This window comes from Streptomyces sp. NBC_01190, from assembly GCF_045039895.1.
Taxonomy (GTDB): Bacteria; Actinomycetota; Actinomycetes; order Streptomycetales; family Streptomycetaceae; genus Actinacidiphila.
This window is the reverse complement of sequence record NZ_CP108580.1, coordinates 203346-225641: the sequence shown is the minus strand read 5'-3', so window position 1 is coordinate 225641 and position 22296 is coordinate 203346. Positions and strand designations below refer to the sequence as shown.

At 72.3% G+C, this 22296-nt stretch carries 24 protein-coding genes, 1 pseudogene and 1 riboswitch; of the genes and pseudogenes, 14 read left to right on the top strand and 11 right to left on the bottom strand.

Translation table 11 applies throughout. The features are described from left to right. Window positions 1–2 precede the first annotated feature (2 nt). The 3 genes from OG519_RS01025 to OG519_RS01015 all read right to left on the bottom strand — a co-directional run bounded on the left by OG519_RS01025 (window position 3) and on the right by OG519_RS01015 (window position 2084). Window positions 3–548, bottom strand: a complete 546-nt coding sequence (locus tag OG519_RS01025) for a C40 family peptidase (RefSeq protein ID WP_405577465.1) — start codon at window positions 546–548, stop codon at window positions 3–5. A 3-nt stretch (window positions 549–551) separates the two neighbouring features. Next, window positions 552–752, bottom strand: a riboswitch (cyclic di-AMP (ydaO/yuaA leader). A 369-nt stretch (window positions 753–1121) separates the two neighbouring features. Next, window positions 1122–1442 (bottom strand): hypothetical protein, encoded by a 321-nt coding sequence (locus OG519_RS01020; RefSeq protein ID WP_405577463.1) that lies wholly within the window; start codon window positions 1440–1442, stop codon window positions 1122–1124. A gap of 6 nt (window positions 1443–1448) precedes the next feature. Then, a complete protein-coding gene (locus tag OG519_RS01015; protein WP_405577462.1) occupies window positions 1449–2084 on the bottom strand; it encodes an ATP-dependent Clp protease proteolytic subunit in 636 nt (211 codons plus the stop codon). A 77-nt stretch (window positions 2085–2161) separates the two neighbouring features. Here OG519_RS01015 and OG519_RS01010 point away from each other — a divergent pair, with 77 nt between their 5' ends. The 8 genes and pseudogenes from OG519_RS01010 to OG519_RS00975 all read left to right on the top strand — a co-directional run bounded on the left by OG519_RS01010 (window position 2162) and on the right by OG519_RS00975 (window position 9091). Beyond that, window positions 2162–2440, top strand: coding sequence for a type II toxin-antitoxin system Phd/YefM family antitoxin (locus OG519_RS01010; protein WP_405577460.1), 279 nt, complete (start codon window positions 2162–2164; stop codon window positions 2438–2440). Between the two features lie 196 nt (window positions 2441–2636). Continuing rightward, the gene (locus tag OG519_RS01005; protein WP_405577458.1) at window positions 2637–2939 is read left to right on the top strand and encodes an urease subunit gamma; all 303 of its coding nucleotides are present in this window, start codon (window positions 2637–2639) and stop codon (window positions 2937–2939) included. A 12-nt stretch (window positions 2940–2951) separates the two neighbouring features. Further along, window positions 2952–3257, top strand: a pseudogene (locus OG519_RS01000) (urease subunit beta); the annotation flags it as partial. Window positions 3258–3351: 94 nt separating this feature from the next. Further along, window positions 3352–5073 carry an urease subunit alpha gene (locus OG519_RS00995; RefSeq protein ID WP_405577456.1) on the top strand — a complete coding sequence of 574 codons (1722 nt, stop codon included), beginning with the start codon at window positions 3352–3354 and terminating at the stop codon, window positions 5071–5073. A 6-nt stretch (window positions 5074–5079) separates the two neighbouring features. After that, window positions 5080–5784 carry an urease accessory protein UreF gene (locus OG519_RS00990; protein ID WP_405577454.1) on the top strand — a complete coding sequence of 235 codons (705 nt, stop codon included), beginning with the start codon at window positions 5080–5082 and terminating at the stop codon, window positions 5782–5784. Between the two features lie 34 nt (window positions 5785–5818). Then, on the top strand, window positions 5819–6514 hold the full coding sequence (ureG, locus tag OG519_RS00985; RefSeq protein WP_405577452.1) for an urease accessory protein UreG: 696 nt from the start codon (window positions 5819–5821) through the stop codon (window positions 6512–6514). Further along, a complete protein-coding gene (locus tag OG519_RS00980; RefSeq protein WP_405577450.1) occupies window positions 6511–7275 on the top strand; it encodes an urease accessory protein UreD in 765 nt (254 codons plus the stop codon). Before ureG ends, OG519_RS00980 begins: the two co-directional genes overlap by 4 nt. Before the next feature lie 223 nt (window positions 7276–7498). Continuing rightward, on the top strand, window positions 7499–9091 hold the full coding sequence (locus OG519_RS00975) for an alpha/beta hydrolase (RefSeq protein ID WP_405577448.1): 1593 nt from the start codon (window positions 7499–7501) through the stop codon (window positions 9089–9091). 47 nt (window positions 9092–9138) lie between these two features. On the opposite strand, the gene OG519_RS00970 is transcribed toward OG519_RS00975, so the two are convergent. From OG519_RS00970 to OG519_RS00950, 5 genes are all read right to left on the bottom strand, one after another. After that, on the bottom strand, window positions 9139–9852 hold the full coding sequence (locus tag OG519_RS00970) for a lysophospholipid acyltransferase family protein (RefSeq protein ID WP_405577446.1): 714 nt from the start codon (window positions 9850–9852) through the stop codon (window positions 9139–9141). Between the two features lie 212 nt (window positions 9853–10064). After that, entirely contained in the window at window positions 10065–11021 is a 957-nt protein-coding gene (locus tag OG519_RS00965) for a cytochrome c oxidase assembly protein (RefSeq protein ID WP_405577444.1), read from the bottom strand. 141 nt (window positions 11022–11162) lie between these two features. Beyond that, window positions 11163–12188, bottom strand: a complete 1026-nt coding sequence (locus OG519_RS00960; RefSeq protein ID WP_405577443.1) for a 6-phosphofructokinase — start codon at window positions 12186–12188, stop codon at window positions 11163–11165. Between the two features lie 259 nt (window positions 12189–12447). Continuing rightward, on the bottom strand, window positions 12448–13176 hold the full coding sequence (locus OG519_RS00955; RefSeq protein WP_405577441.1) for a type 1 glutamine amidotransferase: 729 nt from the start codon (window positions 13174–13176) through the stop codon (window positions 12448–12450). 33 nt (window positions 13177–13209) lie between these two features. Continuing rightward, entirely contained in the window at window positions 13210–14448 is a 1239-nt protein-coding gene (locus OG519_RS00950) for a MurT ligase domain-containing protein (RefSeq protein WP_405577439.1), read from the bottom strand. Window positions 14449–14618: 170 nt separating this feature from the next. On the opposite strand from OG519_RS00950, the gene def reads away from it, so the two are divergent. Next, window positions 14619–15260 (top strand): peptide deformylase, encoded by a 642-nt coding sequence (def, locus tag OG519_RS00945; protein WP_405577437.1) that lies wholly within the window; start codon window positions 14619–14621, stop codon window positions 15258–15260. Here the strand turns inward: def and OG519_RS00940 are convergent. Beyond that, window positions 15164–15811, bottom strand: coding sequence for a TetR family transcriptional regulator (locus OG519_RS00940; RefSeq protein ID WP_405577435.1), 648 nt, complete (start codon window positions 15809–15811; stop codon window positions 15164–15166). The genes def and OG519_RS00940 overlap by 97 nt on opposite strands. Before the next feature lie 159 nt (window positions 15812–15970). On the opposite strand from OG519_RS00940, the gene OG519_RS00935 reads away from it, so the two are divergent. Then, complete coding sequence (locus OG519_RS00935; protein ID WP_405577433.1) at window positions 15971–17218, top strand: acyl-CoA dehydrogenase family protein; 1248 nt, start codon at window positions 15971–15973, stop codon at window positions 17216–17218. 85 nt (window positions 17219–17303) lie between these two features. Here OG519_RS00935 and OG519_RS00930 read toward each other — a convergent pair whose 3' ends face one another. Then, window positions 17304–17447: a hypothetical protein gene (locus tag OG519_RS00930; protein ID WP_405577431.1), complete on the bottom strand. Its 144-nt coding sequence runs from the start codon at window positions 17445–17447 to the stop codon at window positions 17304–17306. Window positions 17448–17871: 424 nt separating this feature from the next. Between OG519_RS00930 and OG519_RS00925 the strand changes: the two genes are divergently transcribed. Continuing rightward, complete coding sequence (locus OG519_RS00925) at window positions 17872–18480, top strand: winged helix-turn-helix domain-containing protein (protein WP_405577429.1); 609 nt, start codon at window positions 17872–17874, stop codon at window positions 18478–18480. On the opposite strand, the gene OG519_RS00920 is transcribed toward OG519_RS00925, so the two are convergent. Next, on the bottom strand, window positions 18464–18928 hold the full coding sequence (locus tag OG519_RS00920) for a universal stress protein (RefSeq protein ID WP_405577427.1): 465 nt from the start codon (window positions 18926–18928) through the stop codon (window positions 18464–18466). The two genes, OG519_RS00925 and OG519_RS00920, sit on opposite strands and share 17 nt — an antisense overlap. Window positions 18929–19185: 257 nt before the next feature. Between OG519_RS00920 and OG519_RS00915 the strand changes: the two genes are divergently transcribed. From OG519_RS00915 to OG519_RS00905, 3 genes are all read left to right on the top strand, one after another. Further along, window positions 19186–19698 carry an SRPBCC family protein gene (locus OG519_RS00915; RefSeq protein ID WP_405577426.1) on the top strand — a complete coding sequence of 171 codons (513 nt, stop codon included), beginning with the start codon at window positions 19186–19188 and terminating at the stop codon, window positions 19696–19698. 197 nt (window positions 19699–19895) lie between these two features. Next, window positions 19896–20426 (top strand): GNAT family N-acetyltransferase, encoded by a 531-nt coding sequence (locus tag OG519_RS00910; RefSeq protein ID WP_405577424.1) that lies wholly within the window; start codon window positions 19896–19898, stop codon window positions 20424–20426. A 430-nt stretch (window positions 20427–20856) separates the two neighbouring features. Beyond that, a complete protein-coding gene (locus tag OG519_RS00905; protein ID WP_405577422.1) occupies window positions 20857–22254 on the top strand; it encodes a helix-turn-helix domain-containing protein in 1398 nt (465 codons plus the stop codon). Window positions 22255–22296: the final 42 nt, after the last annotated feature.

Below are 22296 nucleotides of genomic sequence, written 5' to 3'. Positions count from 1 at the left end.
CATCACCGAACCCGGCCGTACCAGACATACCGGGTCCAGATCCGTTCCAGGCGAACCCTCGCGCCGGTCCTGGGCGCGTGCCAGATGTTCCCGCCGCCCGCGTAGATACCGACGTGGTAGACGGAGGAACCCGACGAGCCGGTGTGGAAGAACACCAGGTCGCCGACCTTCCGTGCGGGTGCCTTGATGTGCCGCGTGCTGTTGTACTGGGCGGCGGCGGTGCGCGGGATCTTCTTGCCGACCCGCTTGAACGAGTAGACCGTAAGGCCCGAGCAGTCGAAGCGGTAGGGGCCGGTGGCCCCCCACTGGTAGGGCGCCCCCTTCTTCGACGCGGCCACGTTGAGGGCCATGGCGGCGGGAGTCCCCGCGTCGGCCCGCTGCACGGCCGCCGGGAGTACCGAGGGCAGGGTGACCGCGGCCGCGGTGAGCACGGAGGCGGCGCCGAGCCGGGCGAACCGCCCGGGCGCCCGGCGGGAGCCGCCCGGCGCCGGCCCGGCCGTCCGCACGGCGGCCGGATCCTCGGGGGCGGGGGAGTGGAGCGCAGACATGCGCGACCCTTCGTCGTCAGCCTGCGAAGGATGACCTGTCGGGTTCGAGCAGGCGAAGATGCCCGGCCGCTCGCAGCGGCTTCACCCCAAGGGGCGGCCCGGAACTCCTCCGTGCCGACCCGTCCTGCTGGGTCCTCCGCTCCTGCCGCTGCGCTCATGTCGACCTGGCATCCGCGCGGCGGCAGGATTGGGCGTCCGCGCTGACCGCCCCGTCACGGTGGCGGGGGCTTGTCGTCACCACGGATGGTTGCGCACACAGCGTGTCCGCGCAGCGACAGAAACGCGGAATGTGATGTTCATCACCCTTGCGCCGTAAGGGTGAAACGCCCCGCTCCGTCCCCGCGGGTGCCGCTTTCCGACCGGCACTGACCTGGCCCGATGGGCCGTCACTTGCCCGCGGAGCGGCAGCCGCGCGCAAGTGCGGGCCCGTTCGGCGCGGCGCGGCGGTTCGGCCGACGGAGTGAGCCGCTCCGACCGCTTAGACCCCCTCGACCCCCCGACCACTCTGGTCACTCCGACCGCTCCGACCGCGCCCGCCGGTCCGGGGCGGGTCCGGGCGGCGTCAGGGGTCGGTCAGTCCGCCGATGCCCCGGCGGCCGGCTCCGGTGGCACGGCGACGAGTCCGGAGCGGCGCTCACCGTCCAGCACGCGCAGCGCCCGGCCCAAGGTGGCGTGGTGCAGTTCGGTCTCCCCGCGCATGTGCATCACGGTCAGCGCCTCCTTGAGCGCCGCCGCCCGGCCCACCAGCGCCTGGGCCGCGCGCAGGGCGGTATAGGTGTCAGTGGTGCGCGACGGGTTGATCCGCCCCATCAGGTCCACCAGGGCGAGATAGCAGTCCACCAGTTCGCCCTCCGACCGGGTGAGGGCGGGCAGCGGCGGCAGTTCGGGCACCACGGCAGGTCACCTCCGGCTGGGCGCGGCGGGTTCGGCCCCGCGGCCGACGGTCAACTGGTCCACCAGGCCGTACGCCACCGCGGCGGGGGCGTCGAAGACCTTGTCCCGCTCGATGTCGGCCTGGATGCGCGCCGCGTCCTGGCCGGTGTGCCGGATCAGCAGCGTCTCCAACTGGTCGCGGACGCGCAGCAGTTCATTGGCCTGGATCTCCAGGTCGGAGATCGGGCCCTGCGTCACGTCGCCGAGTGAGGGCTGGTGGATGAGGACCCGCGCGCCCGGCGTGATCATCCGCTTGCCGGGCCGGCCCGCCGCGAGCAGCACCGCGGCGGCGGAGGCCGCCTGGCCGATGCACACCGTGGCCACGTCGCAGGTGACGAACTGCATCGTGTCGTAGATCGCGGTCATCGCGGAGAAGGAGCCGCCCGGGGAGTTGATGTACAGGTGGATGTCCTGTTCGGGGGCGGCGCTCTCCAAGTGGATGAGCTGGGCCATCACATCGTTCGCCGAGGTGTCGTCGATCGGGGTGCCGAGAAAGACGATCCGCTCCTGGAGGAGCTTGGAGTAGGGGTCCATCGTGCGGACGCCGTCGCGGCCGCGCTCGGTGAACTCCGGCAGTACATAACGGGCGGTGGGACGGAACATGGCAGGCGGCCTCCGGCACTTCATCCGGTGCTACGAGTCAAAATGTACAGGACGTACATCTCGTTATGATGGGGAGCATGACCCACGACGTCCCGGTGACACAAGCCCGGGCAGAACTCGCCGAGCTGATCAACCGCGTGGTCTACGGCGGCGAACAGGTGGTGCTCACCCGCCACGGAAAACCGCTCGTCGCCCTGGTGTCCGCCGCTGACCTGCAACGACTGCGCGACCTCGACGCCGAGCCGGAGGAGCGCGTGGTCAGTACGGTGTCCTCCGTCGGCTCCCGCGCGTCCGCCACGGGCGAACGGCGGAGGTTCGGCATCGCCGCCGAGCACCGGGGACCCGAGGCCCGGTGAGCGAACGGGCGGCCACCCCCCACGCCGCGCCCATCGGCCGCGCCGCGCCGGACCGCCCGATCGGGGTAGGACCGCCCGCGGCCGCGCCGCCGACCGGTCGGCCGGCACCCGTGACAGTCGCCCGTAACAGCCGTTAACGCAGTCGAAACTCCGCCGAACTAATCTCGCGGAACCCGGACGACTGTGAGGTGCTGTGGTGCAGTTGACCCCCCATGAGCAGGAGCGGCTGCTCATCCATGTGGCCGCCGACGTGGCCGAGCGCCGCCGCGCCCGCGGGCTGCGGCTCAACCACCCGGAGGCGGTCGCCCTGATCACCGCCCACATCCTCGAAGGCGCCCGCGACGGTCGCACCGTGGCCGAACTCATGGCCTCGGGACGCACCGTGCTGAGCCGCGCGGACGTCATGGACGGCATCCCGGAGATGATCCACGACGTCCAGGTCGAGGCGACCTTCCCCGACGGCACCAAGCTCGTCACCGTCCACCAGCCGATCGTCTGAGAGGCGGGCCGCGTGATTCCCGGAGAGATCATCTACGCCGAGGAGCCGGTCGAGCTGAACGCCGGCCGACCGGTGACCTCGCTCACGGTGCTCAACGCCGCCGACCGGCCGATCCAGGTCGGCTCCCACTACCACTTCGCCGAGGCCAACCCCGGGCTGCGCTTCGACCGCGCCGCCGCCCACGGGCTGCGGCTGAACATCGCGGCCGGCACCGCCGTACGGTTCGAGCCCGGCATTCCCGCCGAGGTCGAACTGGTGCCCATCGCCGGGCAGCGGATCGTGGCGGGACTGCGCGGGGAGACCGCGGGGCTGTTGGACACGGCCGGCGGTACCGGCCCGGCCCTCGCGCCGGCCGCCGGCCCGCCCCTCGAACCGCCCCGTGAACCGGCCCTCGACGAGGACGGAGCCGAGCGTGCCTGAGCTGTCCAGGGCCGTATACGGAGACCTCTTCGGCCCCACCACCGGCGACCGGATCCGGCTCGCCGACACCGATCTGCTCGTCGAGATCGAGCGCGACCTGGCCGGCGGCCCCGAACGGGCCGGGGACGAGGCGGTGTTCGGCGGCGGCAAGGTGATCAGGGAATCCATGGGCCAGGCCCGCGCCACCCGCGCGGAAGGCGCCCCCGACACGGTGATCACCGGAGCCGTCGTCCTCGACCACTGGGGCGTGGTCAAGGCGGACATCGGCATCCGCGACGGCCGGATCACCGCACTCGGCAAGGCGGGCAACCCCGAGACGATGGACGGAGTCCACCCGGACCTCGTCATCGGCCCGGAGACCGAGATCATCGCGGGCAACGGCAAGATCCTCACCGCCGGCACCATCGACGCCCACGTGCACTTCATCTCGCCCACCCTGATGACCCAGGCGCTCGCCTCCGGCGTCACCACCGTCATCGGCGGCGGCACCGGACCGGCCGAGGGCACCAAGGCCACCACGATCACCCCGGGAAGCTGGCACCTCGCCCGGATGTTCGCCGCCCTCGAGGGCTTCCCGGTGAACGTCGGACTGCTGGGCAAGGGAAACACCGTCAACCAGCGGTCCATGCACGACCAGTTGCGGGCCGGCGCGGTCGGCTTCAAGATCCACGAGGACTGGGGGGCGACCCCCGCCGCGATCGACGCCTGCCTGACGGTGTGCGAGCGGACCGGCGCCCAACTCGCCATCCACACCGACACCCTGAACGAGGCCGGCTTCGTGGAGGACACCCTCGCCGCCATCGCCGGACGCGGTATCCACGCCTACCACACCGAAGGAGCCGGCGGCGGGCACGCACCCGACATCATCACCGTCGTCTCCCAGCCGCACGTCCTGCCGTCGTCGACCAACCCGACCCGGCCGCACACCGTCAACACCGTCGAGGAGCACCTCGACATGCTGATGGTCTGTCATCACCTCAACCCCGCCGTGCCGGAGGATCTGGCCTTCGCCGAGTCCCGTATCCGGCCGTCCACCATCGCCGCGGAAGACGTGCTGCACGACCTCGGCGCCATCAGCATCATCAGCTCCGACTCCCAGGCGATGGGCCGCATCGGCGAGATCACGCTGCGCACCTGGCAGACCGCGCACGTCATGAAGCGGCGACGCGGCGCCCTCCCCGGGGACGGCCCCGCCGACAACCACCGAGCCCGTCGCTATGTCGCCAAATACACCATCAACCCGGCGGTGGCCCAGGGGCTCGACGCCGAGATCGGCTCGGTCGAGGCGGGCAAACTGGCCGATCTGGTGCTCTGGGAACCGGCGTTCTTCGGTGTCAAGCCGCAACTGGTCATCAAGGGCGGCCAGATCGCGTACGCGCAGATGGGCGACGCCAACGCGTCCATCCCGACCCCTCAACCCGTACTGCCCCGGCCGATGTTCGGCGGCGTCGGCGCCGCACCGGCGCTGAACTCGGTCAACTTCGTCACCGAGGAGGCGCTCGCCGACGGCCTGCCCGAACGGCTCGCGCTGGGAAAGAGGTTCACCGCCACCCGGAGCACCCGCGGCGTGACCAAGGCGGACATGCGGGAGAACGACGCGCTGCCGGTGGTCGACGTCGAACCCGACACCTTCACCGTACGGATCGACGGCGACGTGGTGGAACCCGCACCGGCCGCCGAACTCCCCATGGCCCAGCGGTACTTCCTCTTCTGAGGGCTGATGCAACCGACCGAGCCGACGTCGTCGCCCACCGCCCGCGCCGCCCTTCTGCTGCTCGCCGACGGCCGTTTCCCGGCCGGCGGCCACGCGCACTCGGGCGGGGCGGAGGCAGCGGTCGCCGACGGCCGGGTGCGGGACGCGGCCACCCTCGCGGACTTCTGCCGCGGCCGGCTGCACACCACAGGACTGGTCGCCGCCGCACTGGCCGCGGCGGCGACCGCCGGGCTCGATCCGCTCCTCCTCGACGAGGCGGCCGACGCCCGCACCCCGTCCCCGGCGCTCCGGGCCGTCTCCCGCCGGCTCGGCCGCCAGCTCCTGCGCGCCGCCCGCGCCGCCTGGCCCGCCCCCGCGCTCGACCGGCTCGCCACGGCCCGGCCCCGCGGCGCCCACCACCCCGTCGTCCTCGGCCTCACCGCCCGCGCGGCCGGCCTCGCCCCCCTGGACGCCGCGCACGCCGCCGCCTACGAATCGGCGAGCGGCCCGGCCACCGCCGCCGTCCGGCTGCTCAGCCTCGACCCCTTCCACTCCGCCGCGGTGCTGGCCCGGCTGGCTCCCGAGATCGACGCCGTGGCGACCCGCGCGGCGGACGCCGCCGCCCGGGCGCTGACCGACGGCGCCTCGGCACTGCCCGCCGCCTCCGCCCCGCTGCTCGACATCGCCGCCGAGCACCACGCCACCTGGCCGGTCAGGCTGTTCGCCTCATGAATCCACCCACCCGCTCAGCCCGAAGGAGTCGGCCATGCACCTCGATCATCCGGAGATCTTCCCCGAGCGGTACGCGCACTCCGCGCCCGAGGCCGGGGTGGACGGGCGGCGGCGCGCCCTGCGGGTGGGCCTCGGCGGTCCGGTGGGCTCGGGAAAGACGGCCACCGTGGCGGCGCTCTGCCGGACCCTGCGGGACGAGTTCGCCATCGGCGTGGTGACCAACGACATCTACACCCGGGAGGACGCCGACTTCCTGCTGCGGAACGCGGTGCTGCCGGCCGAGCGGATCGTCGCCGTCGAGACCGGGGCCTGCCCGCACACCGCCATCCGGGACGACATCTCGGCCAACCTGGAAGCCGTCGAGGACCTGGAGGAGGCGGTGGGACCGCTCGACCTGGTGCTGGTCGAGTCCGGCGGCGACAATCTCACGGCGACCTTCTCCAAAGGGCTGGTGGACGCCCAGATCTTCGTCATCGACGTGGCCGGGGGCGACGACATCCCCCGCAAGGGCGGTCCCGGGGTGACCACGGCCGATCTGCTGGTGGTCAACAAGACCGACCTGGCGCCCTATGTCGGCGCCGACCTGGGGCGGATGGCCCGGGACGCGGCGGCCCAGCGCGGCGAACTGCCGGTGGTCTTCACCTCGGTGGCGGCGCCGGACGGCATCACGCCGGTCGTGGCGTGGATCGCCGACCGGCTGGCCGCCTGGGCGCCGCCGGCGGCGACATGACCGGTCGTGGCGTCACGGCGGTGGCGCGGATCCGTGCCGTCGCCGACGGCCGCGGCGGGACCGCGCTGCCGCTGCTCGCGGGGGAGGGGCCGCTGGCGGTGCGGCGGACCAGGGGCGGCGCGGTCGCCCTGGTCGGGGCGATGAGCGCGCCACTGGGCGGCGACCGGCTGCGGGTCGAGGCCGAGGTGGGCGCCGGGGCGCGACTGGTGGTCGGGGCCTGCGCCGCGACCCTCGCGCTGCCCGGCCGGGACGGTGAACCGGCCTCCTACGACATACGGTTGACCGTCGGCGACGGCGGCCGGCTCGACTGGCTGCCGGAGCCGGTGATCTCGGCCGGCGGCAGCTCGCTGCGGATGACCACCGTGGTCGAACTCGCGCCCACCGCACGGCTGTTGCTGCGCGACGAGCAGATCCTCGGCCGGCACGCCGAACCTCCCGGCGCGCTGACCAGCCGGCTGAGCGTGCGGTGGGCCGGCCGCCCGCTGCTCGACCAGGAACTCTCCTTCGGGCCCGGCGCGCCCGCCTGGTCAGGACCCGCCGTGCTCGGTCCCTACCGCGCGGTGGGCCAAATCCTGCTGGTGGCACCGGACGTGACGGACCACCCGGCCAAGCCCCAGCTCTTCACCGACGCACCGGCCGACGGCAGGGCCGTGCTCACCCCGCTGGCCGGCCCCGCCGTGCTCGTCACCGCGGTGGCCACCGACGGTCTGCGGCTGCGCCGGCTGCTGGACCGGGCCCTCGCCTCGGCGCAAGCCCGCTGACGGGTCCTCAACCGAGCCGGCCCGGTCGCCATCACCCTGACGGCCGAGCCCCCGTACGTCCCGGGACCGCCCAACCGCCCGCATCGGCGGCCGGGTGACGGGAAATCACCCGCATGGCATGTTCGGCGCCGGCGCCGCCGGGAAACGTATCCGCACCTCACCACCGTGCGTCACCGTGACCACGGGGGGTCATCGGGAACGCTTCCTCAGGGGGAGGTCCGCCGTGCGGCGCACGCTGGTGCTCGTCTCCACCGGTCTGCTGCTCGTCGGCGCGACCGCCGCCGCCCCGGCGGCCACCGCGGGCGCCAGGCCGCCCGACCGCGGGCGAGCCGTCACCGTGCCCGAGCGGGTCGGAGCGGTGATCGCGGCACAGGCGGCGGCCGGACAAGGTGTCGACTGGGCGGGCTGCCCGGCCGGCTGGGGCCTGCCCGCACCCGTCCAGTGCGGCCGGGTCACCGTACCCCTCGACTACGCCCAGCCGTTCGGGACGACCATCGAACTCGCCGTCGACCGGGCGGTCAGCACCGGGACCGCCGCGGAACGCCAGGGCGCGCTGGTGTACAACCCGGGCGGCCCCGGCGGCTCGGGCCTGCGCTTCCCGCTCCGCTCCACCACCGCCGCCCCGCTGTGGACCAGGACCGCCAAGGCCTACGACTTCGTCGGCTTCGATCCACGCGGCGTCGGCCACTCGGCGCCGATCTCCTGCCAGGACCCGAAGGAATTCGTCCGGGCGCCCAAGCCCGACCCGGTACCCGACGGCGCGGCGGACAAGCTCGCCTCGCGCGGACTCGCCGCCGCCTACGCCCAGGGCTGCCTGGCCCGTACCGGCGGACCGATGCTCGCCGCGATGAACACCCCCACCATGGCCCGCGACCTCGATGTGATCCGGGCCGCGCTCGGCGAGCGCCGGCTCAACTACCTGGGCGTCTCCTACGGCACCTACCTCGGCGCGGTCTACGCCGACCTCTTCCCGACCCACCTGCGCAGGATGATCGCCGACAGTGTGGTGAACCCGGACCCGGCCCAGATCTGGTACCGGAACAACCTCGACCAGGACGTGGCCTTCGAGAGCCGCTGGGCGGACTGGGAGACCTGGGTCGCCTCCTACGACTCCGTCTACCACCTCGGCGGCACCCGGGCCGAGGTCCAGACGCGGTGGGAGCGGCTGCTGGCCGGCGCCGAGGCGCACCCGATCGGCGGCGTCGTCGGCCCGGCGGAACTGCTCGGCTTCTTCCAGAACGCGCCCTACTACGACTCCGCCTGGGCCGGCACCGCCCAGCTCTGGAGCGGTTACGCGGCAGGTGACACGCAGGCCCTGCTGGACGCGGCGGGCCCGGACCTCGCCGACGCCCGGGGCAACGCCACCGCGGAGAACGGCACCGCCGTCTACACCGCGGTCGAGTGCGCCGACGCCGAGTGGCCGACCGACTGGCGGACCTGGGACCGGGACAACACCGCGCTCAACATCGGCCACCCCTTTCTCACCTGGTCCAACGCCTGGCTCAATCTGCCGTGCGCGACCTGGCCGGTGCGGCAGCGGACCCCTGTCGATGTGCGGACCGGGCGCGGTCTGCCGCCCGTCCTGATCGTGCAGAGCGCCCGTGACGCCGCCACCCCCTACCCGGGCGCCCTCGAACTCCACCGCAGACTCGACGGCTCCCGGCTGATCACCGAGCGGGACGCCGGATCGCACGGCGTCACCGGACTCGTCAACCCGTGCGTCAACAGCCGCGTCGACAGCTATCTGCTCACGGGCGCGCTCGACCCCCAGGACGTCGGCTGCGGCCCGCACGCGGCGCCGGTGCCCGCCACCTGATCCCTCACCGGCAGGGCGCCGCGCTACGGCGGACCCGCCCGCACGGCTCAGGAGGCCGACTTCCGGCGCAGCCGCGGCCGCCCCTTCTGCGCCTGCTCGGCCTTGACGTCGCCCGCGTACCGGTCCACGTACTCCTGCCCGGACAGCCCGAGGATCTCGTACATGATCTCGTCCGTCACCGACCGCACCGCGTACCGCTCGCCCTCCATACCGGCGAACCGGCTGAAGTCCAGCGGGCGGCCGAACCGGATCGTCACCCGTCCGTGGCGGGGAAACCTGCGGCCCGGCGGCTGGAGTTCGAACGTGCCGAGCATCGCGCACGGGATCACCGGCACACCGGCCCGCAGCGCCATCACCGCGACACCCGTACGGCCCCGGTAGAGCCTGCCGTCGTGCGACCGGGTCCCCTCCGGATAGATGCCGAGCAGTTCGCCGCGCCCCAGCACACCGAGAGCCGCGTCGATGGCCGCCTCGGCCTTGCCGCCGGACCGGTCGACCGGGATCTGCCCGATGCCCCGGAAGAAGGCCGCGATCAGCCGGCCCCTGATGCCCCGCCCGGTGAAGTACTCGGCCTTGGCCAGGAAGGTGATCCGGCGCGGCAGGATCGCCGGCATCACGAAGTGGTCGGAGAAGGAGAGGTGGTTGCCGGCGACGATGGCCGCGCCGCTCTCCGGGATGTTCTCGACCCCCTCGATGCGCGGCCGGAAGAACAGCCGCAGCAACGGCCCCAGAAGCACGTACTTCAACACCCGGTAGAACACCGCTGCCGCCTTCCCGACCGGTCAGGGTGACGCCCGGCCGCGCCGCCCGGCTCGCTCCGGTGCCCCGGCAGAGTAGTGCCCCCGCGCGCGTCACTGCCAGGGTCGGGCGCTGACGGCGCGTCGCACTCCCGGCCGCACCCGGTCCGGCAGGGGTCGCGGACCGCTCAGCGGCGGTCTCAGCGGGCGTCTCCGTGGGCAGCCCAGCGGACGGCTCAGCCGTGACCGCGTGCCTCCAGGGAGGCCAGATAGGCGTTGTACGCGACCAGTTCGGCGTCACCGTCGCGGTCCGCGGCCCGGTCCGAGCGGCGCGCCTGCCGCTGCTCCGAGGTGTACCACTGGAAGAGCAGCACCACGAGCACGATCACCGACGGGACCTCGCTGAACGCCCAGGCGATACCGCCGGCCCAGGTCTGGTCGTCCAGCGGATCGACGCCCAGGGACACCGGCGGGTGCAGGAAGGTGTGCACCATCGGCTGGCTCGCCATCATCAGCGCGATCCCGAAGAAGGCGTGGAACGGCATCCCCGCGAACAGTTCCAGCATCCGCATCACATAGCCCGGCCGGTGCGGGCCCGGGTCCACGCCCATGATCGGCCAGAAGAACAGCAGCCCCACCGCGAGGAAGTGCACCATCATCGCGACGTGCCCGGCCCGGCTGCCCATCAGCGTGTCGAACAACGGGGTGAAGTAGAGCCCGTAGAGGCTGGCGACAAAGACCGGGATGGTGAACGCGGGATGCGTGACATACCGCAGATAGCGGCTGTGCAGCAGCTTCACCAGCAGCTCGCGCGGCCCGGTGCGGCCCCGCCGGGCGGCCGGCAGCGCCCGCAGCGCCAGCGTCACCGGGGCGCCGAGCAGCAGCAGGATGGGGGAGAGCATGCTGAGGATCATGTGCTGCACCATGTGCACGCTGAAGATGACCATGCCGTAGTCGTTGAGCCGGGTGCACATCGTCACGCCGACCGTCAGCACGCCGAGCACGAAGGCGATGGTGCGGCCCACCGGCCAGCGGTCGCCGCGCAGCCGCAGCCGCAGCACACCCCAGCCGTACAGCGCGAGCAGCAGCAGACAGCCGGCGAAAAAGAACGGATCGCCCCCGCTGAAGGCCAGACCCCGGCCGAGGGTGAACGGCGGCAGATCCATCCGCATGCCGTGTCCGCCGTGTTCCATCCGCACTCCCTCGACCACCAGGCACTTCAGATACTTCAGATATTCCGGACACTTCGCAGATCTTCGTGCCCGGAACAGACTAGAGCCGCCCTCACCCGGGAAACCGGGCGGGGGCGGCTCAGGTCGGACGTGTCATCGACCTCACAGCACGCACTCGGCCTCGACATACCGCTCGGCGGGCACCGTCTTGAGCTGCTCGACGGCCTCCGCGAGCGGCACCAGGACGATGTCGGTGCCGCGCAGCGCCGTCATGCTGCCGAACCGGCCCTGGTGCACCGCCTCCACCGCGTGCCAGCCGAACCGGGTGGCGAGCACCCTGTCGTACGCGGTGGGGGTGCCGCCGCGCTGCACATGGCCCAGGATCACCGGGCGGGCCTCCTTGCCGAGCCGCTCCTCCAGCTCGACCGAGAGCTGGGTGGCGACACCGGTGAAACGCTCATGACCGTAGATGTCGGTGGCGCCGGAGGTGAAGTCCATCGTGCCGGGACGCGGCTTGGCGCCCTCGGAGACGACCACGATGGCGAACTTCTTGCCCGCCTCGAACCGGGCCCCCACCACCTGGGCCAGTTCCGCCACGTCGAAGGGCCGCTCGGGCACCAGAATGGCGTGCGCGCCGGCCGCCATGCCCGAGTGCAGGGCGATCCAGCCCGTGTGCCGGCCCATGACCTCCACGATCAGCACCCGCTGGTGCGACTCCGCGGTGGTCTTCAGCCGGTCGAGCGCCTCGGTGGCCACTCCCACCGCGGTGTCGAAGCCGAAGGTGACATCGGTGGAGGCGATGTCGTTGTCGATCGTCTTGGGCACGCCCAATATGGGCAGGCCCGCGTCGGACAGCAGCCGGGCCGCCTTGAGGGTGCCCTCACCGCCGATGGGGATGATCGCGTCCAGTCCGAGGTCCCGGACATGGCCCTTGGCCCGCTCCACACCGTCGCGCAAATGGGCCGGCTGGACCCGGGAGGAACCGAGTATGGTGCCTCCGCGGGCCAGGATCCCGCTCACCGCGTCCAGGTCGAGCTTGCGGTAGTCGCACTCGAGCAAGCCCTTCCATCCGTCGTGGAAGCCGATGACCTCGTCATTGTGGTCCACCACGGCGCGGTGCACCACGGACCGGATGACGGCGTTCAGCCCGGGGCAGTCGCCGCCGCTGGTCAGCACACCAATACGCATTTCGCTCGCCACTCCTGCAACTCGACCGGACGGCCGGACCCTGTCGTCCGGGATGGATCACGGCAAGTTTAGCGAGCCCGGCTGCCGCGCCTCCACGCCGTACGAACTGCGGCCAACTGACGTTTACTCAAACTCCAGGGAACCGTTTCGCAGCGTGACGGCAGCCTCTTCGGGCGGCCTCACCAGCATGGTAGGACCGGGGGTCGCGGAACCGCTTGGGTATCGCTTGGGAAAGGCCTGCTCGACCCCGGCCCTCCGGTCAGGCCGGCTGGACCGCCGCCGAGATGCGTTCGGTGCGCAGCGCCTCGTACCACTGGTCGTCGACCGGCGGCAGCGCGTTGACATCGAGGGCCAGCTTGATCAGCAGGTCGGCGATCTGCGGGTTGCGGGCCATCACCGGGCCGTGCATGTACGTGCCGAACACCGTGTCGTTGAAAGCGCCCTCGGTGCCGTCCCCGGTGCCGTTCCCCTTGCCGACGCGCAGCCGGGCCAGCGGCCGGGCGGTCGGGCCGAGGTGGGTGACCCCCTGGTGGTTCTCGAAGCCGGTCAGCGGCGGCAGGTTCAGCCGCGGGTCGATGTCGGCCAGCACATCGCCGACGCAGCGCTCGCCCTCGCCGCGCACCGTCATCACGTCGAGCAGCCCGAGACCCGGCTCCGGGCGGCCCAGGTCGTTGATGAACTCATGGCCGAGGATCTGATAGCCCGCGCAGACCGAGAAGACGATCGCGCCGTTGGCGACCGCCCGGCTCAGCCCGCCGTCCCGGCGCAGCCGCTCGGCCGCCAGCCGCTGCGGCCGGTCCTCGCCGCCACCGATCAGATAGATGTCGCCCGAGGTGGGGATCGCCTGGTCGGAGCGGACGTCGACCCGGGTGACCGGCACCCGGCGCTGCACCGCCCGGCGCTCCACCACCAGTGCGTTGCCCTGGTCGCCGTAGGTGCTCAGCAGGTCGGGGTAGATCCACACCACGCGCAGGCTGGACTCACTCATCGGTTGTGCTTCTCCTTGGCAGTCGGTGGGGGCTCAGTTGCCGACGCGGCGGCGCAGGTCCTGGAAGGCGGTGTAGTTGGCGATGGTCTCGATCCGGCCCTGTGGCGCGGCCGTTACCGCCTCGTCCAGGTCCTCGCAGACCCGGAACTGGAGTCCGGCGACCTCCAGCCGCACCGCCAGGTCCATCTTCCGGTCGCCGATCACCATGATCGGGTGGCCGGCCAGCCGGGTGTAGTCGACGTCCCACAGCCACGAGGTGTCGGTGCCGTCGGCGCCGCGCGCGTTCACCGACAGCAGGACCGGGGTCGGCGGACCGTCGATCAGTGAGAAGGTCTCCAGCCAGCCGGCCGGGTTCTTCGCCAGCAGCAGCCGCAGCTCCCGCTCGCGGTAGGTCACCACGTCGTACCGCCCGGCGACCGCCTGCACCTTGTACATCCGCTCCAGGGCGATCTTGGGATCCACCCCGAAGGCGGCGGCGGCCGCCGCCGACACGGCCGCGTTGGACTTGTTGGCCCGGCCCGGGAGCTGGAGGTGGATCGGCCAGGCGACGCCGTACGGGTCGATGACGTGGTCGCCGGACAGCGCCCAGGTCGGCATCGGGCGGCGGAAGCCGCACTCGGCGCAGAACCAGTCCTCGGACGGGCGCTGGAGCACGCCGCCGCAGGACGGGCAGGACCAGGCGTCGTCCTTCCACTCCTGGCCGGCCGCCACCCACACCACGGTGGGGCTGGACGAGGCCGCCCAGGTGATCAGCGGGTCGTCGGCGTTGGCGATGATGATCGCCTCGGAGCCGGCCAGTCCCTCCCGCCACTTCTCGGCGAGCATCCGGGTCTCGGCGGCCCGGTCGAGCTGGTCGCGGGAGAGGTTGAGCAGCGCGATGGCCTTGGGGGCGACATCCCTCGCCACGCCCGCCAGGTACTTCTCGTCCACCTCGATCACGCCGTAGCGGGCATCGGAGCCGCCGGCCAGCGCGGAGGTGATACCGGCCGGCATGTTGGCGCCCAGCGCGTTGGAGACCACCTGGCCGTTGGCGCGCAGGGCCTCGGCCAGCAGCCGGGTGGTGGTGGTCTTGCCGTTGGTGGCGGAGACCAGCACCACGTCCAGGTGCCGGGCGAGCCTGGCCAGCAGATCGGGGTCGAACCTCAGCGCCACCTTGCCGCCGATCACCGACCCGCTGCCCTTGCCCGCCGCACGCGACACCGCCGCCGCGGCCTTGCCCGCCGTCACGGCCAGCTTGGCCCGCGGCGACAGCGGCTCCGAGTTGCCTGCCATCGTCCTTGCTCCTCCTCGACTCCGGCCGCGCCGCTGCCCTCGCGGCGGCCGGTTCCGCGCCCCTGCTCGCCGCTTCGGCGGCCGACAACTTCCGGTTGGCGCCCAGCCTATCGACTCCTTGCCCGCGACCCGCACCGCGCCGCCCCGACAGGCGCCCCTAGGCTGTCCTGATGCGATACGGCAGCATCCCCGGCAGCTCCGGCACGGTCCGTCCGGTCCGGCTGTTCGGCGACCCGGCGCTGCACGCGCCGTGCGCCGAGGTGACCGACTTCGGCGTGGACCTGGTCCGACTGGTGGAGTCCATGTTCGCCTCGATGTACGCGGCGAACGGCGTGGGCCTGGCCGCCAACCAGATCGGGGTCCCGCTGCGGGTGTTCGTCTACGACTGCCCCGACGACGAGGACCGCCGCCACCTCGGGCATCTCGTCAACCCCCGGCCGGTCCGGGTGGGCGGCGTCCGGGTCACCGGCGCCGAGGGGTGTCTGTCGCTGCCCGGCGTCGAGTCGGGCACCCGGCGGTACGACGAGGCGGTGGTGGCCGGCTTCGACGTACGCGGCGAGCCGGTGACGGTCACCGGGACCGGGTTCTTCGCCCGCTGCCTCCAGCACGAGTGCGACCACCTGGACGGCACGGTCTTCACCGACCGGCTGCGCGGCCCGCGGCGGGCCCGCGCGCTGTGGGCGGCCCGGCGCGCGGACCGGGCCGGCGCCGAGGCTCAGAACCCCGGGCTGCCCGCCTTGTCGCCGGCCGCGGCCAGCCGGCCCCAGAGCAGGTCCGCGAGGCTGCGGACGAGCTGGTCCCGGGAGATCTGACGCTCGCTCAGCCACCAGTCGCCGGCCGCGTACATCATGCCGACGATGCCGTGGCCCCAGGCCCTGGCCACCTGGTGGCCGTCCGGACCGAGGTCGAGCCGCTCGGCGATCACCTCGGCCAGATCCTCGCCCATCCGGCGCAGCAGCGGCACCGAGTGGCGGCCGACGTCGAAGCCCTTCTCACCGTCGCTCGGCGGGGTCTCGGCCGGGTGCATCAGGAAGCGGTAGACCTGCGGCCGGGTCTCGATGGCCGACAGATAGGCGTGCAGCGTCGCCTCCACCCGGTCCCGGCGGTCGCCGGGGGAGTCGAGCGCGGTCCGCAGCGTGGCGAGCAGGGCGTCGGTGTGCCGCTTGGCCAGCGCCCGGTACAGGCCGCTCTTGTCGCCGAAGTGGCGGTAGAGGATCGGCTTGGTGATGCCAGCCTCGGCGGCGATGGCGTTCATCGACGCCTCCGGGCCGTCCCGCAGCACCACGCGGTCGGCGGCTTCGAGCAACTCCTGGCGCCGTCGCTCGGTGGCCGTGCGCTGATCCTGCCGCTGACCGGTCTCCACCCGCGCCTCCCCGCTTGTTCGATTGCTGGTGGTCTACGCAACGTAACACCCCCGGCGATCCGATTCGCTCGCCGAGACCGGAGTTGACCGGAGTTGACATTCCTTACCGCAGGGTAACAGACTGCCGTTACCGCAAGTAACAAGCACGTGGAGGGGACGATGGGCGACTTCACGCTCGAACTCAACGACGATCAGCAGGCCGTGCGCAGCTGGATCCACGGCTTCGCCGCCGACGTGATGCGTCCGGCCGCCGCCGAGTGGGACGAGCGCGAGGAGACACCCTGGCCGATCATCCAGGAAGCCGCCAAGATCGGCCTGTACTCACTGGACTTCTACGCCCAGCAGTTCTTCGACCCCACCGGCCTCGGCATCCCGCTGACCATGGAGGAACTCTTCTGGGGCGACGCGGGCATCGCGCTGTCCATCGTCGGCACCGGACTCGCGGCCGTCGGCGTGCTCGCCAACGGCACCGAGGAACAGATCGGCACCTGGGTCCCGCAGATGTACGGCGACGCCGGCGATGTCAAGGTGGCCGCCTTCTGCTCCTCCGAACCCGACGCCGGCTCCGATGTCGCCGCGATGCGCACCCGGGCGGTCTACGACGAGGCCACGGACGAGTGGGTCCTCAACGGCACCAAGACCTGGGCCACCAACGGCGGCATCGCCAACGTGCACGTGGTGGTCGCGGTGGTGGACCCGGAACTCGGCTCCAGGGGCCACGCGTCCTTCATCGTGCCGCCCGGCACCCCGGGCCTCTCCCAGGGCCAGAAGTTCAAGAAGCACGGCATCCGCGCCTCGCACACCGCGGAAGTGGTGCTGGCGGACGTCCGCGTCCCCGGCGACTGCCTGCTCGGCGGCAAGGACAAGCTGGACGAGCGGCTCGCCCGGGCCCGGGAGCGGGCCAGGGCCGACGGCGCCCGCGCGGCCGGCGACGGGGTGAAGGGGAAGAACGCGGCCATGGCCACTTTCGAAGCGTCCCGGCCGGCGGTCGGCGCCATGGCCGTCGGCACCGCGCGGGCCGCCTACGAGTACGCCCTCGAGTACGCCGTCACCCGCGAGCAGTTCGGCCGCCCGATCATCGACAACCAGGGCATCGCGTTCCAGCTCGCGGACATGCGGACCCAGATCGACGCCGCCCGGCTGCTGGTCTGGCGCGCTTCCTGGATGGCCACCGCGGGGCGGCCCTTCACCTCGGCCGAGGGCTCGATGTCCAAGCTCTTCGCCAGCGAGACGGCCAAGAAGGTCACCGCCCAGGCGGTCCAGATCCTCGGCGGCAACGGCTTCACCCGCGAATACCCGGTGGAGCGGATGCACCGGGACAGCGCGATCTACACCATCTTCGAGGGGACCAGCGAGATCCAGCGGCTGGTCATCGCCCGCACCCTGTCCGGGCTGCCGATCCGCTGACCCCGCCGGTTCGGTGCCGGCTCAGTGCCGGTTGAGTGCCGGTCCGGTCCGTTTCAGTGCCGGTCGAGTACTGGTCCAGTCCGGTTCAGTCGTTGTCGCGGTAGCCGCGCAGCACGAACCACGCGAGCAGGGCGCCGCCGACCACCGCGATGACGATGATGCTGCGCATCACCGGCCCTGGGCCGGCCGAATCGTTCACCGCGAGGTTCAGCGCGTGGTGCATGTGCATGGGAACTCCTCACTGGTCCGGACGGGTCCGAACCGGTCCGGCCGGATCAGCGTAGACCCGGTTCCTGTCGGCCCCGCGCGGCGGGTCGGGGTGAGTCGCGGCAGCCGGACCGGCCGCTGGGGCGGACCCGGGATCGGCCCGGACTCCGGTCCGCCCCCACCGTCCTCTGCCGCCGCACCCACCCGGTCTGCTTCAATAGGCACATGGCCAGCACTACTCACCCCGGGACAGGTCGGTACGACCTTGAGCCCTTCTGGCCGTCCCGGCAGGAGTACCACTTCGACCGCTGGTGTTGCCGCGCGATCCCCGCGCGGACCCCCGTCGCCCGCTGACCCGCACTCACCGGCCCACCCGCCGCCGCACGTCAGCTTCCGGTCCCGCGCAATACGGCGTCCTATGACCCCTCGCGCGAAAGAGCCGAACCATGTCGTACATCTCGCAGTTCCCCTCCCCGTCAGTCCCCTCGGGCCACCCGTCCTCGTCCCACCCGTCGGCCGCCCCGTCCTCGGCGTCCTCGGTGGCCGCCACCGGCCGGCAACGGCTGCGCGCGGTACGCCCCGACGAGGCACCCGTGCCCGACTTCCTGCCGCCCGGCGCCACCTGGATGCCCGCCCCCGGACACGTGCTGCCCGCGGTGGCCGGCGGCGCGCCCATGGTCGGCTACCTGGTGCTGGTCCCGGCCGGGCCCGGCCAGGAGCAGCCCGGCGTCCCCGGCCTGCCGGCGCAGCCCCCCGGCGTGCCGGTCAGGATCGACGGCGAACGGCGTACCGCCGTGGTCGACGGTCGCCAGCTCGACCTCACCTACCTGGAGTTCGAGCTGCTGGCCCATCTCGTGGCCCATCCCCACCGGGTGCACTCGCGGGACCAGTTGGTCACCACCGTGTGGGGGTACGGCCACGTCGGCGACGGCCGCACCGTGGACGTGCACATAGCCCGGCTGCGCCGCAAGCTCGGCAAGGAGCACCGGGGCAGCATCGTGACCGTCCGCCGCGTCGGCTACAAGTACGCCCCGCCGGTCACGGCACAACCGTGACCGGCCACCGCCCGGCCTTCACCAGCCGGACGGCGACCGAACCGACGAACCGGTGCCCGGCCCGCTCCGAGGCGCCCACCACCACGGCGTCGGCGGTGAGCTGGTCGGCGGCGGCCGTCAGTCCGCTGTAGGGGTCACCGCGGAAGGTGTGGAACTCCCACCGCACCCGGAAGGTGTCCCCGACCCGCTCCACCGCCTCGTTTATCTCCGCCAGGAGTTGCTCGGCGACCCCGGTGTCGGCTCCCGACACCGGGGGGCCGAGCGACGAACCGCCCGGCAGGTACGGCTGCACGTACACCAGGGCGAGGAGCGCGTTCTGGCGGCGCGCCAGTCCCGAGGCGTAGGCGGCCGCCCGCCAGGACGACTCCGACCCGTCGAGCCCGGCGACGATGACTTTGGGGCCGTCCGTACCGCGTTCGAAATACGCGGGGACCTGCTGCTCTTCCACGCGGCAAGGTTATCGACAGCCGGCCGCCGCCACTCCGGCCCGGGCACCATCGTTCGCCTTGGGCTTTCCGGGCGTTTCGCCCGCCCATTTCACTCCGATGGCCGTATTGCCACGACATGCGCGCATTTGCGGGGCACGCTTTTCGAAGAGGAGTGAAACAGGCGGCCCACCCGCCCGGCGCCCGCACCTTCGGTCCGGAGCGCACCTCGCGTGCCCAGCCGCCCACGCCGCTACCGGGGAGGTTTGCGATGCCGAACGTGTCAACGAACGTGTTCGTGCCGAGGCCCGCGACCGAGGTCTTCGACTTTCTCGCCGACGCGCGCAATCTCGCCCTGTGGAGCTCCGGAGTGACCTCGGTGGACGCGGCGTTCGTCCCGCCCGGCAGCGACGCGGTGTACCGCTACCGCTATCCCGGCCGGCGGCGGCCGCACCGGCTGGTCTGCGCCCACTACGAACCCTGCCGGCGGATAGCCTTCCGCGGCCAGCGGATGTGGAGCCCGCTGGGCACCCAGGTGCCGGTCTACGCCTTCGACCTCCTCCCGCACGCGGACGGCACCCTGGTCCGTCTTTCGGTCACCAGCTCGCTCAGTGCCGCCCTGCTGCTGCTGGGTCCGCTGATCGCCATGGCCTGGCGGCGGGACCTGCCGAACGACGGCCGCAAGTTCTGCGATCTGATGGCGTCGGGCAGGACGCCGGTGAAGCCGTCACCGCCGACGGACGCGCCGATGCGGGCGAGCCCCGCGCCGGGTGACTTCGACTATGCTCATTGACTGTTAAACTATGACTGCGGAGCTGACGGCGCTGTCTCGTCTGTGGCGCCGGATTGCGGTGTTCGCGTGGTCCGCGTGTCGCTTCGTCTTCTGACTGCCCCGGCCTGGTCCCCCCGTCCCGGCCGGGGCGCTTCTTGTGCCGGGGCGCTGTCGGTGCCTGTCGTTGTCTGTCGGGGTCCCGGCGTACGTTGGCGAACATGGCGAACGCGAACACCGACCCGTCGTCCGAGGTGGAGCTGCGGCCCTGGTCGCGGGGCGACTACTGGGTGCTGACCAGGATCAACGCCCCCGAGATGACCGACCACCTGGGCGGCCCGGAGAGCGAGCAGCAGCTCGCCTCCCGGCATCTGCGGTACCTGGGCATGGACGGCGGCGGGGGCCGTATGTACACCGTCCGCTCCGGCCCGGACGGCGAAGTGGTCGGATCCATCGGCTTCTGGGGCCGCACCTGGCGGGGCGTGGACATCTACGAGACCGGCTGGGGCGTACTGCCCGAATTCCAGCGCCGCGGCATCGCGCCGGCCGCCGCCCTGGCGGTGATACGGGAAGCCCGGCACGTTGGCGACCGCACCGAGTTGCACGCCTTCCCCTCGGTCGACCACCCCGCGTCCAACGCGGTCTGCCGAAAGGCCGGATTCACCCTGCTGGGGGCGTGCGCGTTCGAATACCCCAAGGGCACCTTCATCACCTCCAATGACTGGATGGTGGATCTCGCGGCAGTCCGCTGACCGTCGGGCGGGCAAAACGCGTCGCGGCGTGCATCCAGATGTGCCCAACAAAGTAAAATATTGGTCAAGTGGAGGCATCGAACTGACTGTTGACGAGGGTGGATCCTCTGTAATCAGCACAGGTCAGACGTTCGAGTCGGGCCCGGGTGCAGCGCTGTGCGGAGCAGGACACGGTTGCGGATCGGCACTCGTCCGCGCTTGATCCGCCGTGCCATGATGCAGGCGCCGGCAGCAGGCGATGCGAGGGACGGGGACCCGAGCGGTTTCAGCCTTCGACGCGCATCCGACGACGAGCGCACGTGCCGACAGGCATGCGAGCGACCAGGGGGCAAAAGAAGGTGTCAGAAGAAGTCGGGTCCTGTCAGAGGTTCAGACCTGCGGACGGGACAGCCGCCGTCGCCCGGCTCGACGAGGGACGGGTAAGACGGGTATGAGAAATGACTTATTGCTCGCCTTAAGAACCCAGCGCGGCTGGACCCAGGAGGAGCTCTCCGAGCGATCGGGGATCAGTGTGCGCACCATCCGGAACCTGGAGCGGGGGCGGGTGCAGAGCCCGCGCCGCAGCTCCCTCGACCTGCTGTTCTCGGTGCTCGATCCGGATACGCGCGCGATCGGCGCCGGCGGTACGACAGCGGCTCGCGGCCCGCGCGGGGCCACGACCAGGCCCGCCGCCGAGCAGGGCCAGCCGGTCCGGCCGGGCGGGACGCCGGGCGCCTCCGGCCCCCCGGCGCTGTCCGGCCCCGGCTTCCCGACGGCGGGCCGTCCGGCGGGGATCCGCTGGCGCGGACCCCGGCCGCCCAGGACCGCACTGGTCGGCCGGGAGGCCGAACTCGACCGGCTCTGCGCGATCGTCACCGGCCATCCGGTGACGGTGCTGACCGGGCCCGGCGGTATCGGCAAGTCCCGGCTGGCACTCGCCGTCGCGGAGCGGACGGCCGCGCGGTTCCCCGGCGGTGTGGCGGTGGCCCAGCTCGGCCGGATCGCGGCGCCCGGCGCACCGGGCACCCCCGGCGGCTTCGGTATACCGGGCGGTGACGGTCCGGGCGCCCTGGCCGCCGTCGGGAAGGCGGTCACCGAACTGCTCGGCGACGAACGGCAGCCGGCCGGCACCGGGCCCACCCTGGTGGTGCTGGACACCGCGGAACACCTGCCGCAGACCACCGCCCTGCTGGTGGAGCAGCTCCGCGGGGCCTGGCCCGACGCGCGGATCGTCATCACCGCCCGGCGGCCCCCGGTGCTGGCCGAGGCACGGATCTGGGAGACCGCCCCGCTCTCCCCGGAGAGCGCCGTCGAGCTGATGTCCCGGCGGCTGGCGTCCACTTCGCTCGTCGATGACCTCACCGGATCGCCGGACCGGATGCGCGAACTCTGCGGCGAGCTGGACTGCGTACCGCGGCTGATCGAGTTCGCCGCGTACTGGCTGCGCAGCGTGCCGGTCTCGGCGCTGCTCAGGCCCGAGCACGTGCTGGAGCTGCTCGGCGTCCCCGATGTCTCCACGCTGCCGCACCAGCGGTCGATGCGCGGCAGCCTGGAGTGGAGTTGGGGGATGCTCAGCGAGCGGCAGCGCCGGTTCATGTCCGTGCTCGCCGACCGGCCCGAGCCGGTGGCCAGCGACGGCATCGAACCGCCATTTCTGGAGCCGGAGTTCACCTCCACCGAAGCGGTGTGCCTGCTGGCCGAGCTGGCCGACGCCTCGCTGCTCCAGGTACGGCGGGGGCTCCGTTACGAGTACCGGATGCTGCGGCATGTCCGGGCGTTCGTCAGGCACCGGGTGCGGCCGGCGGCCGGTTCGCCGCCGGCGGTGGTACGGGTGGCGGCCGGCGGTTGAGCTCGCGTGGTGTCCGCCGCGGCGGCGGGCACCACGCGGTCG